Annotated in this window: 19 protein-coding genes and 1 pseudogene; all 20 read left to right on the top strand. The window is 65.0% G+C overall.

All coding sequences use genetic code 11. The features are described 5' to 3' along the window. Positions 1-122: 122 nt before the first annotated feature. Positions 123-482, top strand: a pseudogene (locus CG471_RS25815) (hypothetical protein); the annotation flags it as partial. A 42-nt stretch (positions 483-524) separates the two neighbouring features. Continuing rightward, the gene (locus CG471_RS25810; protein WP_069336073.1) at positions 525-884 is read left to right on the top strand and encodes a DUF3768 domain-containing protein; all 360 of its coding nucleotides are present in this window, start codon (positions 525-527) and stop codon (positions 882-884) included. Beyond that, positions 881-1,909 (top strand): hypothetical protein, encoded by a 1,029-nt coding sequence (locus CG471_RS25805; protein ID WP_069336074.1) that lies wholly within the window; start codon positions 881-883, stop codon positions 1,907-1,909. The genes CG471_RS25810 and CG471_RS25805 overlap by 4 nt, the downstream gene beginning before the upstream one ends. 27 nt (positions 1,910-1,936) lie before the next feature. Continuing rightward, complete coding sequence (locus CG471_RS25800) at positions 1,937-2,821, top strand: hypothetical protein (protein WP_234792002.1); 885 nt, start codon at positions 1,937-1,939, stop codon at positions 2,819-2,821. 19 nt (positions 2,822-2,840) lie between these two features. Beyond that, positions 2,841-3,155: a hypothetical protein gene (locus tag CG471_RS25795; RefSeq protein WP_069336075.1), complete on the top strand. Its 315-nt coding sequence runs from the start codon at positions 2,841-2,843 to the stop codon at positions 3,153-3,155. A 63-nt stretch (positions 3,156-3,218) separates the two neighbouring features. Next, positions 3,219-3,728 (top strand): hypothetical protein, encoded by a 510-nt coding sequence (locus tag CG471_RS25790; protein ID WP_069336076.1) that lies wholly within the window; start codon positions 3,219-3,221, stop codon positions 3,726-3,728. A gap of 75 nt (positions 3,729-3,803) precedes the next feature. Next, positions 3,804-4,469 (top strand): hypothetical protein, encoded by a 666-nt coding sequence (locus CG471_RS25785; protein WP_257211689.1) that lies wholly within the window; start codon positions 3,804-3,806, stop codon positions 4,467-4,469. A gap of 6 nt (positions 4,470-4,475) precedes the next feature. Next, positions 4,476-5,597: a phosphoadenosine phosphosulfate reductase family protein gene (locus CG471_RS25780; RefSeq protein WP_037444028.1), complete on the top strand. Its 1,122-nt coding sequence runs from the start codon at positions 4,476-4,478 to the stop codon at positions 5,595-5,597. Between the two features lie 21 nt (positions 5,598-5,618). Further along, entirely contained in the window at positions 5,619-6,173 is a 555-nt protein-coding gene (locus CG471_RS25775) for a hypothetical protein (RefSeq protein WP_037444031.1), read from the top strand. Positions 6,174-6,275: 102 nt separating this feature from the next. Continuing rightward, on the top strand, positions 6,276-6,560 hold the full coding sequence (locus CG471_RS25770) for a hypothetical protein (RefSeq protein WP_037444033.1): 285 nt from the start codon (positions 6,276-6,278) through the stop codon (positions 6,558-6,560). Between the two features lie 28 nt (positions 6,561-6,588). Further along, complete coding sequence (locus tag CG471_RS25765) at positions 6,589-7,122, top strand: hypothetical protein (RefSeq protein ID WP_037444036.1); 534 nt, start codon at positions 6,589-6,591, stop codon at positions 7,120-7,122. A gap of 119 nt (positions 7,123-7,241) precedes the next feature. Continuing rightward, the gene (locus CG471_RS25760) at positions 7,242-7,766 is read left to right on the top strand and encodes a hypothetical protein (protein WP_037444040.1); all 525 of its coding nucleotides are present in this window, start codon (positions 7,242-7,244) and stop codon (positions 7,764-7,766) included. A gap of 187 nt (positions 7,767-7,953) precedes the next feature. Beyond that, positions 7,954-8,466: a DUF736 domain-containing protein gene (locus CG471_RS25755; RefSeq protein ID WP_099234222.1), complete on the top strand. Its 513-nt coding sequence runs from the start codon at positions 7,954-7,956 to the stop codon at positions 8,464-8,466. 257 nt (positions 8,467-8,723) lie between these two features. Further along, complete coding sequence (locus CG471_RS25750) at positions 8,724-9,206, top strand: hypothetical protein (RefSeq protein WP_099234221.1); 483 nt, start codon at positions 8,724-8,726, stop codon at positions 9,204-9,206. A gap of 194 nt (positions 9,207-9,400) precedes the next feature. Next, positions 9,401-9,868, top strand: a complete 468-nt coding sequence (locus CG471_RS25745; RefSeq protein WP_099234220.1) for a DUF736 domain-containing protein — start codon at positions 9,401-9,403, stop codon at positions 9,866-9,868. Between the two features lie 143 nt (positions 9,869-10,011). Then, positions 10,012-10,332, top strand: a complete 321-nt coding sequence (locus tag CG471_RS25740) for a type II toxin-antitoxin system Phd/YefM family antitoxin (RefSeq protein WP_069336079.1) — start codon at positions 10,012-10,014, stop codon at positions 10,330-10,332. Beyond that, entirely contained in the window at positions 10,277-10,705 is a 429-nt protein-coding gene (locus CG471_RS25735; protein ID WP_069336080.1) for a hypothetical protein, read from the top strand. Before CG471_RS25740 ends, CG471_RS25735 begins: the two co-directional genes overlap by 56 nt. A 714-nt stretch (positions 10,706-11,419) precedes the next feature. After that, positions 11,420-11,758: a single-stranded DNA-binding protein gene (locus tag CG471_RS25730; RefSeq protein ID WP_069336081.1), complete on the top strand. Its 339-nt coding sequence runs from the start codon at positions 11,420-11,422 to the stop codon at positions 11,756-11,758. A 133-nt stretch (positions 11,759-11,891) separates the two neighbouring features. After that, positions 11,892-12,344: a hypothetical protein gene (locus CG471_RS25725; RefSeq protein ID WP_069336082.1), complete on the top strand. Its 453-nt coding sequence runs from the start codon at positions 11,892-11,894 to the stop codon at positions 12,342-12,344. Positions 12,345-12,993: 649 nt separating this feature from the next. Then, a complete protein-coding gene (locus CG471_RS25720; RefSeq protein WP_069336083.1) occupies positions 12,994-13,983 on the top strand; it encodes an SLOG family protein in 990 nt (329 codons plus the stop codon). Positions 13,984-14,085 lie beyond the last annotated feature (102 nt).

The following is a 14,085-nucleotide window of genomic DNA, read 5'->3' as shown; positions in this document are numbered from 1 at the left end:
AAAGATGCACTGAACCCTCGACATGACACTGGGCGTTTCCATTTTATTGCCCCGACCCGATCGATAATGGGACAATATCCTTATCCCGTCAAAGGGAATGGATCGTCTCAATGGCGACATAATGGTTGTGCATCGCCAACCGGCCCGAGGAAATCCGAGCGCTCCCCGCATGGTGCCTGCGCCTCATCGTTCTGGTCGAGGCGCGCGCCGCGCCACGACTGCATACCGTCGAGGGCCTGTGGCGCAGAACGACCCGGGCGCGGCCCGGCTCGATGACGCTCTTCATTCGGAACGAGCAGCTGCTTCCGCCGGATGAAATCGACCGCATCGTGCGCGACGCGCCGACAGACCTCATCCGGTTCCAGGACGTTGCGGGCCAGATACCCATCGGCGAGCGACCGACGATGACCGACTGGCTCGATCGCTTCCATGCCGCTTTCCCACAACGAGGCCGCGGACCCGCGCACGCGATCGCCGCCTGACCGCATTTCGCAAAACCAACCCTGCAAACGGAAGGATCGATCATGATCTGCGCCGCCACCGATACGCGCATCGACACCATAGGCCGCCTCAACGACCGTTGCCGCCAAGGCCTCGATCGCACCGCCCGCATCGTCGTCACCCGCACCTGCCTCGGCGCTCTTGCCGGCGATACGCCTGCATCCGAGGCGATCGCGCAGGCCCATCTCCTCCAGGCCCTGCGCCGCTGCACGTTCGACCCCCGCGACAAGGAGCGCAATCGCGGCGAGTTTACCGTTGGCGACGTCCGCGTCTTCTTCTCGATCGACTATTATGACGAACACCTCGAATATGGTTCGCAGGACCCCGCCGACGCGCGCATCACGCGCCGCGTGCTGACGCTCATGCTGCGGGAGGATCTGTGACGATCGAAATCGTCCTTGGCCTCCCCCATCTGGCGAACGGCCCGCTTCTGGCGCGCGCTGCCGCGCTGTGCGCGCCCGTTCTGATCTCAGCCAATTGCCTGTCGCGCTGGCGCAAGGCCGATGGTTGGCGGCAATGGTCCGGATGGCGAACCGGGACCCTCGCCAATGCGAGAGACCTCGCAAGTCTCGACCTCGATTCCGCAGGCTACACCATGATGGTGCGCTACCGCGGCCTGCCATGGTCGATCGCCGATTATATGACCCTGGCCGCATCCTATCCCTTTCGGCGCATATCGTCGGTCGATTACTGCTGCGAGCACGAAGTCGCCCATGACCGGGAAGAGGTTCTCGACCGCGTCGCGCGCACTGCCGCGACCAACCGCGAATGCTTCGCACGCGCCGGCGATCTCGGCATCCGCCAACGGTTCATGCCGGTGATCCAGGGCCGCGAGCCCGACGATTATGCCCGATCGCTCGATTCCATCGACGCGATCGTCCTTCCCGGCTCGGTCATCGGTATCGGCAGCATGTGCCGTCGGCCGACCCACGGACCTCAGGGACTGATCGCCGTCGTCGAGCGGCTCACCCATATCCTGCCCATCGGGACGAAGGCACATCTCTTCGGGGTCAAGGGCGACGCTCTGCCTTATCTTGCGCCCTTCGCACGCTGGATTGCCTCGATCGACAGCCAGGGATGGGGCATCGCGGCTCGAAGGCATGCCCTGCGGCATCGCATCTCCAAGACGGACCGGCTTGCAGCCGACTTCATGGACCGCTGGTATCGAACCCAATGCGCGCGCCTGCTCGAACCCCCGCGCTTCTTGACCGAGGCCGCAGACATCCCGGTCCGGCCCCCGCCGCTCGATCCCTGGGAACAAGCCATCGCGCAGGCGCGGGCGGAAATCCGCGACCTTATAGAAACCGGCGAGCTCGACCATGACGCGATAACAGATGCCTGGGTCGAGGGCTGGGCCGCCGACATCTGGCACAGCCGGCGGCCCGAGACGCCGCGCTACGTTGCCTGACACGCTCCAGGGCCCAAGGACGATCCCATGCTCACCACCCGTTCACAACGCTGGCGCGACCGGCGCAGCCTCTTCGTCTCGAACGACACGGTGATCGAGCCGTCGCGCTATGCCGTCGATGTCGTCAGCCACGAGATCGCCAGGGCGTTCCTCGCCGATCATCATTACCTGCCACGCTATCCCGCCGCCCAGCTGGCGTGCGGCCTGTTCGGCCCGGGCGCCGCGGGGCGTTCCTCGCTCGTGGGTCTGATCGTCTTCGGCGTACCCGCGAGCAACGCGGTGATTTGCCGGCACACCGGCTATGCCGATGCTGCACGCGGCTGCGTCCTTCAGCGTCTCCTGTGCCTGCCCAGTGTCGCAGCCAACGGCGAGAGCTTCTTTACAGCCCGTGCCTTCAGGTTGTTGCGCCAGGCCAAACCTGCCATCGATGCCGTCGTCAGCTTTTCCGACCCTGCCTTCGGTCATTGCGGCGTCGTCTATGCCGCTCTCTCCGGGGCCTATCGGGGCACAACGAGGCCGAGGACTGTCCTGCGCCTCGCGGGGCAAACGATATCCGGGCGCGCCCTCTCCAAAATCCGCTCACTCGATTCAGGACATGGCGGCGCAATCGCCCACCTTGTGGATCTTGGCGCGCCTGCGCCCATGTCCGGCGAACATCCCGCCGACTGGCTCACCCGCCTGACCAACCGCGGCATCCTCACGCGCGATCGGCAAAGCCCGCTATTTACCTATTGCTTCGAGTTGACCCGTGACGCGCGCCGAACAGGCCAGGACCTGCCTCGACTTGCCTATCCACGCCGAAGCGACGTCATTCGCGATCGCCTGTCCCAAGGCGTGAACGGCACGACACAGGATCGGTTTTCGTCACCCGGCATTCTGCGGCGTGAGGCGGAAACATTCGTCAGGAATTGACCTTCCAAGGAGACGCGACATGAGCCGTCACGATTTTACCGGCATCGAACCCGATATCAGCGTCAGCATCGGTTGGGACCGGCCATTGAACAGTTTCTTCGTTCAGGTTCTACGACGGCATCCCCATCTCGATGGCGAGGATGACACGATTGTCTGGCACGGGACGGAACCTGGCGAGCTGAAATCGGCTTCCGACGCCATCGCGATCGCGTCACGCTGGGCGCGGCTTCCTGCCGACCTTGGCCGCATTCTCGAAACCGACCGGCTGAAAACGCTCGGCGCAAAGGATGGACCGGCGCAGATCGCGATGAAGCGGCGCCTCTTTGGCGACTGAGCCTCCGGGCAGAAGGTGAGGGGGATGGGCGCGATCGATCAATAGCGATCGACGGAGAACCCCATGCCCCATGTCATCGACCTCGGTGCCGGTCCCACCAACGAGGATTGCGCGCAGCTTGGCCAATCGCCCGACTTCGACGCGCTCAACCGCCTCGAAATCGCAACCTACAAATGCGCGCTGATCGCGCGCTACGGCGCGCCGCCTCCCGGCTGCCGTCTCGCTGCCCTGTCAAACGCCCACGATTTCGGCCGCTACGTCACGCTCGTCCTGCACATCGACGACGAGACCGACGAGGCCGTCTGTGCCTATGCCGAACAGGTCGAGGAGGGCCTTGGCACCTGGCTCGAAGCCGGCTTCAGCGCGCCTGTCATCCATGACGGCGAAACCCCCCGGATCGTGCATCCCGATTCCACCGCCGCGGTCGTGAGCGCCCTGCTCATCACTCGCCCGCGTCCCGACGGGCGCTTCCCGGTCCCCGATTTCGAGACCCTCCACACCAACCTTGCAGGCGCCTTCCCGGACGAGGCCGCGGCCGCACGCGCGCGTCTGTCCGACGTCGAAAGCGCCTGACCGCGCCTGTTCCCAACCCGGACGGAGATCAGCATCATGGCGAACACTTACACCAAAGCCGCCTTCACCATCCTCATGAGCCATGCCGACGCCATGCTCCTTCGCGTCGCCGAGCAAGCCTGCGGGATTCTCGACACAGGCGGCGAGGACGAGGATCTTGCGCGGCAATATGACGCCCTCGATCCGGCATTTCGGGCTGTCTTCCCCCCCGAAGGCGCCTCGAAGTTCGGAACCTTCCTCGCGATCTTTCCCGATCCTGGCTTCCCCTGTCTCGACTGCGCCATCGACATCCGGTCGAACGACGCCAACGACGCACAAGTCACGTTCAGCGGCGAACAGTTCGGCGTCGAACAGGTCGCCAACCTGCTCCTGGCAGCATGCAAATCCGCGCTTCCCTGCGGCTTTGCCTGGGTGTCGGACTGCGACCGGCTTCGTCCCGGCGAATTTGCCGGAGGGTGTGTCGTCGTCACAGGGGACGGCGTCCGCTTCCATTCGACCCAGACGATCCTCGAGCGCGCACTGCACCGCATCGAAGCGGGGGCAGACAGTGGCGTCGATGGCGTCGTGCTCGCCGTTCGCGATCCCTCGAGCGGCGATATCGGCTTCTGGAACGATGCGACCCAAAGTCTCGGATTGCTCTGCCACGCGAGCGTCTATCATCCCTCGCGCGCCGCATCCTGGGAAAACGTGCCATTCGAAGAATTCGACTGGATGGCACTTCCGCAAAACCTCGCGGCCTGATCGGCCATGCTCGACACCGATACATCGCATCGCATATCCGGTCTGCCCGCGATCGCACTGCCTCCCGCCATGCTCGAGGCCATCGCAGCAGGCGCATGGGTCGTGTTCAACCTTTCGGGCGGCAAGGACAGCTCGGCCGCGATGTTCACGGTCAACCCGCTGCTCGACGCACTCGGTCACCCCCGTGAACGTCGCCTTGCCCTCCATGCCGATCTCGGCCGCGCCGAATGGGACGAGACCCCGGCGACGGTTGAGGATCTTGCCGCTCTGGCAGGTCTGCCCCTCACGATCGTCCGCCGCGCTGCGGGTGATCTGTTCGATCGCTGGGCCAAGCGCTTTGCCAACGGCAAGGCGCGCTACGAGGCGCTCGAAACCTACAATCTGATAGGCCCCTGGTCTTCCTCGGCGCTTCGGTTCTGCACATCCGAGATGAAAGCCCATGTCATCGGGCCGCACCTCGCACGAACCCTCCGCGGCGCGACCATCGTAAATGTCCTGGGTCTTCGGCGCGACGAAAGTCCCGCTCGCGCTCGCACGCCCGAATGGAAACCCGATCCTCGCTACGCGCCGGCGGGCAATCCCCACGGCACCCGCATGATGCTGTGGAACCCGCTGACGCACTGGACGACGCCGCAAGTGCTGGCTGCCCACGCCACGCTGCATATCCCGCTCCACATCGCCTATACCTGCCATGGCAGTTCGCGCCTTTCCTGCCGCTTCTGCGTTCTCCAGTCGCTCGCCGACGCCAGAGCGTCAGCATCGGCGCCGGCCAATCGCGACGCGCTTCTGCATCTGGTCGATCTCGAAGCGAGTTCGACCTTTTCCTTTCAGCCTGGCCGGTGGCTCGCGGACACAGATCCGCGCCTGCTACCCGACGATCTCGCGCGACGGATCGGCACGGCCAAGGCCGACGCCGCCGAGCGTCGCCGCCTCGAAGCCGCGATGCCGCCCGAACTGCGCTACGTCAGGGGCTGGCCGCCCCGCATTCCGACCCATGACGAGGCCGCGATCATCGCGGCGTCACGGGCACCGATCCTGGCGCGCCACGATCTCTCCAACCTTTACCCGACCGCAAACGCCGTTCGCGCGCGCTTTGCCGACCTCATCGACGTCAAGCGCGCCGCCTGACCCCAGCAAGGACCGCTTCCCATGGCCGATATTACCGATCTCCCCGTCATGAGCCGGGCCGATGCCCTCGCCATCGGCTTTGCCGGGTTCAACGATGTCCCGCACAAGGCGATCGACGTCCCCGACGGGGCGTTCACCATCACCGCAAGAACAAGCGAGGGTCGCCGCGTCACCTTCTGCTTTCTCGAAAAGACTTACGGCGGACCGCCCCGGTTCATCGACATCCAGTTCCACGACCGCGGCACCCATATTCCCAACGCCGACGGCGGGGTCTCGCCGACGTTCAACGCCTTTGCGATAACCCGCGGCGGACGCTTCGTCGCCGATAGCCGCTCTCTCGACGAGGCCCGCAAGCCAACGATCCTGGTCCTCTCGCTCGACAAGGCCGGGGAAGAAGCTGCGCACCCGACACGGCCCGATGGCGGCAGGAAGGATCGCGACCTTGCCGACCTGCTCGACCGCGCCGCAGCGGTCATCGCCGATCCCGACAGCGAGATCCGCTCGGACCGCAACGATCTGGTTGACAGTCTCCATGCCGAGGCTGCGATACGTCGCCAACGGACCGATGCGTCATGACCGTCCCCACGACGGCACCATCGGACGCCTGACCGAAGGAAGAGGGAAGCGAGGGACTTGGATCGGGGATGAATTCCAGCCCCGGCAACAACGGAGTCCCCCATGCGCAGCATCCTTGCCTTCTACGAGATCGATCGCGCCTATGGCGGCCCTGAAGAGGGCGGTTGGTTCTACGATACCGGCACTTTCGTCCGCGCGATCGCGCTCCATTTCGACGAACGGACCGCGATCGACGCGATGCACCGCGCCAACCGCCTTCTCGCACGCCTCCAGCGCCATCGCACGCCGGTCAGCTCGGTCACCTATAGCGGCGGACGCTATCGGGCCTTCGTTTTTTCCGGACTGCCGCCCGCGCGCTTTCCCGCCGAGCGCCCCCGCTACGCCTGATCCCTCCCAGCTCGAAAGGAACAGCGCCATGTACCGCGTCCATTATTACGACAGCAGCGAAGCGGCGTATGACGCCTGCCTCGACACACCCTGCATCGAGGAGGGCGATGTCATCGCCATCCTTTCCGAGCATGTCATCGGTCTCGCCTCGAGCGATCCCATCGCCATCACGCTCGAACATGGCGCGTTCCGCGCGGTTCCCGCGATGCCGGCGTCGCGGCTGCTCGAAGAACTGGTACACGACAGGGACCAGCTGCGACACGCCGTCGAACTGGCACTCGCCCACCATTTGCCGGTCGCACCCCATTTTCTCGCCTTCGCGCTGCGCAACGTGCCCTTGCCTGTCACCTGCACGGTCGTCGCACTGACGCTCGACGACATCATGGTCGCAGTCGACGCGATCCGACATCACGAGACGCGGCTCAACAAACGCGCCGGACTGGTCGATCCCCAGACGTCGCACGGACTCTTTCTCGCCTCGACGCTGCGCAAGCTCGCGACGGCCCGCAGGCATCTGTCCGAGCATCCTCCGCTCGAACATCCCACACATCCCTCTGGCTGACCCTTATCGTCGCCCCGGCATCGTCGAACGATGCCGGAACCGGCTGCGCCGGCAGGGAAGGGGGAGCGGATCGGCAATCCGGACATGGGGTCCGGATCTCTGCCGAAAGGTCATGACCCATGTGCATCGATCCCAATGCCGAACCCGTCGCCTTCGCGCTCGACACCAAACTCTGCCATCTTTTGCCGACGCTCTCCGACGCGCATCGCGAGGCCATCGCTCACGATCTCGCGCGCACCGCGATCTTTATGGCAACCGCGATGGCAGCGGACATGGCCCAGGACGCCGTAAATGGCCTGGTGCCCATCCCTGCGATGCCCCGTCTCGGCAAGCCGCCTGCACCCGCGAAGGTCCCACCTGCCGAAATCGTCGACATCGTGACGCTGACGCCCGCGATCCCGCCCATCGTCGCTGTCATGCAGAAAACCACCGACGTCACGGTTGCGGGCGTCAGCGAGCGCGACGGCTATACGTTCGGCATAGACAACCGGACCGATCGACTGATCGACATCCGACACGCAGGCAAACGCTGGTGCATGACGCCCGACGACGAAGCGAGCGCTGTCGTTTCGCGCGCGATCGGCGCCCTTGTCGCCGCGCATGCCGATATCGGCACTGCCTTGACCCGGCAGATAGCGCGCTGATCGCAGGACATCTGCCCAACTGAAACTCTCCCCGGCATGGCCGGATCGCACCACCGTCCGCGTGAAGAACGCGTTCGGTGAGGGGCGCTTTCGCGCCCTGCCCGGCCAAGGGGCCGGGGAGAGGAGGAGGATGGGAGAAAGTGTCGAGGACAAGGGGTCCAGACGCACAATCTCACGGAGACACGACATGAACATCGGATCGATCAAGCAGAACGACGCGGGCATTTTCATGGGCCGCATTTCGACGCTGGCAGTGGCGATGACGATCGCGCTGAAGCCGGTGCATTCCGCCAACCCGCGCGCGCCGCGCTACGAAATCCACGCGCTCACCCCGAGCCGGACGTGGGTGCAGGTCGGGGCCTTCTTCGAACTCACCTCGACCAACACCGGCGAGGCGTTCCTCAACGGCCGCATCGACGATCCCTCGCTGGCGCAGCCGCTCCAGGTCTCGGCGTTCCGCCAGGACGACGGCTCGTACAATGTCGTGTGGCAGCGCGCCCAGAAGCGCCGCGACGTGACGTCCGCGCTCGGGATCAAGTCGGACGAGGATATCGCGCCGCCCTTCGGGGCCGATGGCAGCAGCGTCAGCGACACCGGCAGCGAACCGACCCCGGACGGTCTCGGCCAGTCCACCGCGCCGGTGGAGGAGCCCGTCGCCAAGGGTCGCGGTCGCGCCAAGCGCGTTGCCGAAGACGCCTGAAATTCAAAGGGGCGGTGCCGTTACGGCATCGCCCTTTTTTTGCCTGCCGGGAACGAGTTCCTCGATCATTCATCCATGACGAGTCAATTCATCGTTGTGTTGAACCCGTTTATCGCCTCAATTCGTTTCACCGATGAGCACAGAGTGAATGGCAGAAACTGGAGCATGAAGAGGAGAGGGTGATGACTGGCAGCTGGACGAATGGAGCGCAAGCCTCGGACGGGACCGGCAAGTCATTAGCCTCAGGAGTCTGCACCATGCCAGATCGCGTCTCGGTATCCATTACCATCGGAGGGATACTCCCTGCCGATCGGGTGCCCGAACTCATCGAAACCGCCAACCGATGCGGCCTTTCTCTTGAATGGGATGGGGGGCCGCTGACGGAGATACCCTCTGGAGAACCTCTCTGCCTACGCGTCCATGAAGTGGTCGGCGGTGATATCGACGACATGGAGGACTTTTGCTGCCATAACGACCTGCCTTTCAGAAGCTGGTCCGACGGTAACTACGGGCATTTTACACCTGAAATCCGCATCTGGATCGGCGAAGGTCCACGACAGGTCTATACCGCCGCACAAGACGAGAAGGCCGTCCTGACCGCCGACGAAGCGTCGCAACTAGGTTCCTACGAGGCGATCATGGAGCATTTCCGTCAGGCCAACTACATCCCTCCGCCGCTCCATATCCTCCCCATCAAGGCGCCGGACGATGCAGCTGAAGCACAATCTTCATGTGAGTAACCCTTAAGGGTTACCCAATTCGACAGTCCAGTCGCCAAAATGCCCCTCTTCGAACCACCACCGTCCGCGTGAAGAACGCGTTCGGTGAGGGGCGCTTTCGCGCCCTGCCCGGCCAAGGGGCCGGGGAGAGGAGGAGGATGGGAGAAAGTGTCGAGGACAAGGGGTCCAGACGCACAATCTCACGGAGACACGACATGAACATCGGATCGATCAAGCAGAACGACGCGGGCATTTTCATGGGCCGCATTTCGACGCTGACAGTGGCGATGACGATCGCGCTGAAGCCGGTGCATTCCGCCAACCCGCGCGCGCCGCGCTACGAAATCCACGCGCTCACCCCGAGCCGGACGTGGGTGCAGGTCGGGGCCTTCTTCGAACTCACCTCGACCAACACCGGCGAAGCTTTCCTCAACGGCCGCATCGACGATCCCTCGCTGGCGCAGCCGCTCCAGGTCTCGGCGTTCCGCCAGGACGACGGCTCGTACAATGTCGTGTGGCAGCGCGCCCAGAAGCGCCGCGACGTGACGTCCGCGCTCGGGATCAAGTCGGACGAGGATATCGCGCCGCCCTTCGGGGCCGATGGCAGCAGCGTCAGCGACACCGGCAGCGAACCGACCCCGGACGGTCTCGGCCAGTCCACCGCGCCGCTCGAGAACGCCTGATCGACCACGGGCGGCGCATATGCGTCGCCCCTTTCGCTCCCTCGACGGGGATCGCTTCGCTCCCCCCGAAGCGGTCCCCGTCTTCATTCTGGCTATTCCGCGCACAATGCGTATAATTGCCATTTCCACCGCAGGAGGATATCATGGCGACCCGCGCTGACGACGACACCGTCAACCTCACCGACTTTCACAAGTCTCCCGGCGTCTATGTCGATCAAAGCCAGACGCGGCCTGTCATTCTCACCAAGCACAAGCGTCCGTTCGCGGCCGTCGTCAGTGCCCAGTGGCTCGAACATGCCGAAGCTGCGCTCGCTGCGCTTCATGGAAACCGCCGTGTCTATTCCGAAGGAACCTTCCCCAATGACTTCGCGGCCCGTCTTGAAGCCTCGCTTCCCAGTGACGCCGAAATTGCCGCCGATCGATGGGACCACGACACCCCCGGCACCGCCGCCTCGCCCGGGTGATATCCTCAACTATGTCTATCTCTTCAGCACCGACGCCGCGGCGGGCAGGGACGAAGGCGTCAAGGAACGCCCCGTTATAGTCCTTGCCGCCGATGCCTCCGGCATCGTCGTTGCGCCCATCACCACCAAGGGCGAGGTACCCGATAGCGACACCGATGCGATCCCTGAGGTTGTCGCGACCGCTATGGGTTTGCCGCGCCCGCAGGAAAGCTATGTCGTTCTCAACGAAGCGAATGAGTTCGACTGGCGCGGCCACGACGTGATCGATCTCAAGAGTGGCGGCTTTCTCTACGGTAGAACCCCGCCGGGATATTTCGCAAAGATCATCCGCGCCATTCAGGCACGGCTCCTGAAGCCTCTGGACCGTCGCTAACGGGTCTCTCATCCAATCGCCATCGACAATCGCCCTCTGAAAGGAGCGGTGCCTTGCGGCACCGCCCCGACGGTTGGGATCGCAACTGTCCGCCAACCGGCCCTGATCTCGCAATCCGGCGGCCTGTAAAGCCATCGCCACCCTGCCAGCGGAAGCGCCCTGAAAGCAGCCTTCGATGGCGATCGGAACGGTGCCGGGGATGGCGGTTGCTGGCGATCGCCCTGGCAAGCGTTCCGCCCGAAGGTGCCCTTGCGGCATCCGGCTTCCTCGACACGGCCGTCACGTCCGCATGTGACCGTCCTTGTTCAGCTCCGGGCTGTCGCCACCATCCCAAGGAGTCGCGACGCTGGTGGTCCGGTTGCCCCCCGCACTCCATCGCCCGGGGATACGGATGACGCACCCGACCCTGTCGGTTCACGAGACTTGTCCATCTCGAAGCCTGCGGGAACCTTGGGCTGCGACCGGCGGTCCATCCGCCGTTTCGTGTCACCTGCGCCGGGAGCCGGAACCCCGCAACCCCTTTGGCAGGGCCGTGTTGCCGCGCGTTGCGCGGCTGCCCGCACCACCCCTGCAAAAGCGGTTCCCCTCCGGTCGATCGATCCCGCCGCCTGCGCGACGGTCCCGATCGCCCTGCGGTGCGGCGCCCCAGCTCCCGGCGCTCCTCAGGTGACACCGGCGGACGAACCGCCGGCCACATCCCAAGGAGGCTTCGAGATGAACAACGTGAACCTGGTCGGCCGCATCACCCGCACCCCCGAGCTGCGCGAGGTCAACCGCACCACCAGCGTCGCGACGATCTTCGTGGCGACCGATCGCCCCAAGCTGAATAAGGACGGCCACACCTACAAGGGCGAGGACGGCTTCACGGTCAAGGAAACCGAATACCACAAGGTCACCTGCTTCAACGGCCTCGCCAAGGCGATCGCCAACAACCGCCAGAAAGGCGACCTCATCGCCATCGAAGGCCGCCTCCACTACACCCGCTGGCAGGACGTCGACGGCAACGACCGCTACGGCTGCGAGATCATCGCCGACCGGGCAGAATTCTACTGACCCGAACCGCACGGGGCGGTGCCGCAAGGCACCGCCCCTGCCGCGTGCTCACTCTGACCGGCGCGCCGCCCTCGACGCGATGCTGACGCATCGCGCCTTGCGCGCGCGCCTCCGCTCGAAAAGGATCGGCATCATGACCACCCAGCGCGACATGTTCGACGGCGATCCGTTCGCGCCGGACCCCGAACCCGAAATCCCGGCACCGGCGCGCGGCAGTGACGACGGCGATGCCGTCGCCCCCACGCCGCTCGCGGTGCCATGCGGCTTCTACGATCGCCGGAACCAGCCCTGCCGCCGTCTCGCGACCCGTCCGATCCTCATGGACGGCAAGCCCTTCGTCCATCGCGACCGGCTGCTGCTCTTTTGCCCGCGCCAATGCTGGTTCGACGACGACAGCGCGGTTGAGCCGGAGCCGGCGAACCGGATTGTCGGCCATACCGGATATGACGACGAACCGGATTTACACATCAATCCGGTAACCGACGATCACGATGACAATTTCGACCCCGACGATCCGGGTCACACCCAGATGCCTGATTACGGGGACGCCCATGACGACGGCGATAGCCACGACTACGATCCATGACCGCGTGATCCAACGCGCAGCCTCTCCGGCTGCGGCTGCGGCCGCTGTCGCGGCCGCCGCTCCCTTGCATCCGGTTCGGGCGGTCGGTCCTGCCATGGTGGTTGAGAGAAGGGCGTAGAAGAAGAGGTTGGGCGTCCCGCCCTATGGGCGGGCACGCGGCTCTACTCGGCCCTGGCGGGCCTCCCGGAGCCCCCTGCGGGGTCTCCGCCCTGACGGGTGACGATCCGCTCGCTGCGCCGGGCGTCCTCCTTGGGGGCGGCGCGGGCTGGTTCGCCCTCCCGGGCTCTCTGGCGCCCGCTTTACGATGCCGTGCCTTGCGGCACGCCATCGTCGCCCGCCGTCGGTCCGACCCGGCGTGCCTGCCACAACATAATATTTTCTCTCTCTGTGATGAGGAAGTTTGGCATGCGGGGATTTGCGGGCCGTCAAGGACGAGCGGTCCCCCAATTTTCACGCACCCGACACTCCGGCTGCGCCTCCGCTTTCGGGCACGAGAAAATCGGCTCCACCGCTCGCGAGCGTTAACCGGGGTCCGTGCCGTCTGCGCGGCACGGCTTCCCGGTTAACGTCCCTGACCGCCCTGACCGCCGCATGCCGGATGAGATTCCTCACCGAGAGAAGGTGAGATTTTCAACACATGGAGGCTATCATGACCAAGTACAGCAACTTCGACGACATGGGCCGCGCGTTCAACGAGCGCCGCGTCGACACCGAAACCCGCCAGACCTACGAAGGCAGCTTCATCGAAGCCAGCGAGATGGCCAAGCTCAGCATCGTGGGAGAAGCCGAGAAGCTGGAAATGCCCGATCCCGATCAGGCAGCAGCCGCCGTCGAACAGATGCTCTCGACGATGTTCGATGTGTTCCGCGACACCCGGATGGAGGAGTTCGCCGCCGACCTCGCATGGGGCTTCGTCAACAGCTTCCACATGGTGGCCAAGCGCATCGAGGGCCGGGAGGATGACGCCGCCAAGAAGCTGGGCGATCTGGTCCGCAGCTACGACCCCTCGGAGATCTACGCTGTCGAACTCGAAGAGACCCAGCTGCTCTGCCAGACACTGGAAGGGTGCGCCGAGGCGATGCGCTGCATGCGCGACCACGCCGGCGAAGTCTATCGCATCGAGACTGGCCGTCCCTTCTCGACCGTGCGCGGCAGCCGCGTCTCCTCCAAGCTCACCGCCTCGATGATCGACGGAGCCGACTATCTGGCCGCACGCGCCGCCAAGAAGCGGGAAGAGCACAACCCGACCGGGCCTGTCGTCGCCTTCTCGGGCGGCATGGAATGGCACGACCACGAGCAGCTCTTCGAACGCCTCGACCAGATCAAGCGCCGCATCCCCTCGATGGTCCTGATGACCACCGCGATGAACAAGGGAGCCGACGCCATCGCCGCAGCATGGGCGTCCTCGCGCGACGTCAAGCTGGTGCGCATGATGCTCGAGCGTCGTCACGGCAACAAGGCGGGGTTCCTGCGCAACGACCGCATCGCAAGCCTGCGTCCCGTCGAGGCAGTCGTGTGCGAAGGATCGGGCGTCCAGATCGACTTCGCCCGCAAGATGCGCACCGCTGGCGTCCCGCTGCACGTCTTCCGTCGCAACGAACAGGCACCGATGCAGCCTGCGCGCAGCCGCCGCGCCTGACGCATCTGTCGGAAGGGCTCCGGGAAACCGGGGTCCTTCCCTTTTTTTACGTCGCCCTGGGCGGCGCTCCGGGGCATCGAGCCCCATCGCGCCGCGTGGGCC

It is taken from the genome of Sphingobium sp. IP1, from assembly GCF_002708645.1.
GTDB lineage: Bacteria > Pseudomonadota > Alphaproteobacteria > Sphingomonadales > Sphingomonadaceae > Sphingobium > Sphingobium yanoikuyae.
This window is presented reverse-complemented; position numbering and strand designations above follow the sequence as displayed.

Bases quoted from the DNA above. Each gene is read 5' to 3' on its own strand.
- CG471_RS25810 (WP_069336073.1), top strand. From the start codon at position 525: ATGATCTGCGCCGCCACCGATACGCGCATCGACACCATAGGCCGCCTC.
- CG471_RS25800 (WP_234792002.1), top strand. From the start codon at position 1,937: ATGCTCACCACCCGTTCACAACGCTGGCGCGACCGGCGCAGCCTCTTC.
- CG471_RS25795 (WP_069336075.1), top strand. From the start codon at position 2,841: ATGAGCCGTCACGATTTTACCGGCATCGAACCCGATATCAGCGTCAGC.
- CG471_RS25790 (WP_069336076.1), top strand. From the start codon at position 3,219: ATGCCCCATGTCATCGACCTCGGTGCCGGTCCCACCAACGAGGATTGC.
- CG471_RS25785 (WP_257211689.1), top strand. From the start codon at position 3,804: ATGAGCCATGCCGACGCCATGCTCCTTCGCGTCGCCGAGCAAGCCTGC.
- CG471_RS25780 (WP_037444028.1), top strand. From the start codon at position 4,476: ATGCTCGACACCGATACATCGCATCGCATATCCGGTCTGCCCGCGATC.
- CG471_RS25775 (WP_037444031.1), top strand. From the start codon at position 5,619: ATGGCCGATATTACCGATCTCCCCGTCATGAGCCGGGCCGATGCCCTC.
- CG471_RS25770 (WP_037444033.1), top strand. From the start codon at position 6,276: ATGCGCAGCATCCTTGCCTTCTACGAGATCGATCGCGCCTATGGCGGC.
- CG471_RS25765 (WP_037444036.1), top strand. From the start codon at position 6,589: ATGTACCGCGTCCATTATTACGACAGCAGCGAAGCGGCGTATGACGCC.
- CG471_RS25760 (WP_037444040.1), top strand. From the start codon at position 7,242: ATGTGCATCGATCCCAATGCCGAACCCGTCGCCTTCGCGCTCGACACC.
- CG471_RS25755 (WP_099234222.1), top strand. From the start codon at position 7,954: ATGAACATCGGATCGATCAAGCAGAACGACGCGGGCATTTTCATGGGC.
- CG471_RS25750 (WP_099234221.1), top strand. From the start codon at position 8,724: ATGCCAGATCGCGTCTCGGTATCCATTACCATCGGAGGGATACTCCCT.
- CG471_RS25745 (WP_099234220.1), top strand. From the start codon at position 9,401: ATGAACATCGGATCGATCAAGCAGAACGACGCGGGCATTTTCATGGGC.
- CG471_RS25740 (WP_069336079.1), top strand. From the start codon at position 10,012: ATGGCGACCCGCGCTGACGACGACACCGTCAACCTCACCGACTTTCAC.
- CG471_RS25730 (WP_069336081.1), top strand. From the start codon at position 11,420: ATGAACAACGTGAACCTGGTCGGCCGCATCACCCGCACCCCCGAGCTG.
- CG471_RS25725 (WP_069336082.1), top strand. From the start codon at position 11,892: ATGACCACCCAGCGCGACATGTTCGACGGCGATCCGTTCGCGCCGGAC.
- CG471_RS25720 (WP_069336083.1), top strand. From the start codon at position 12,994: ATGACCAAGTACAGCAACTTCGACGACATGGGCCGCGCGTTCAACGAG.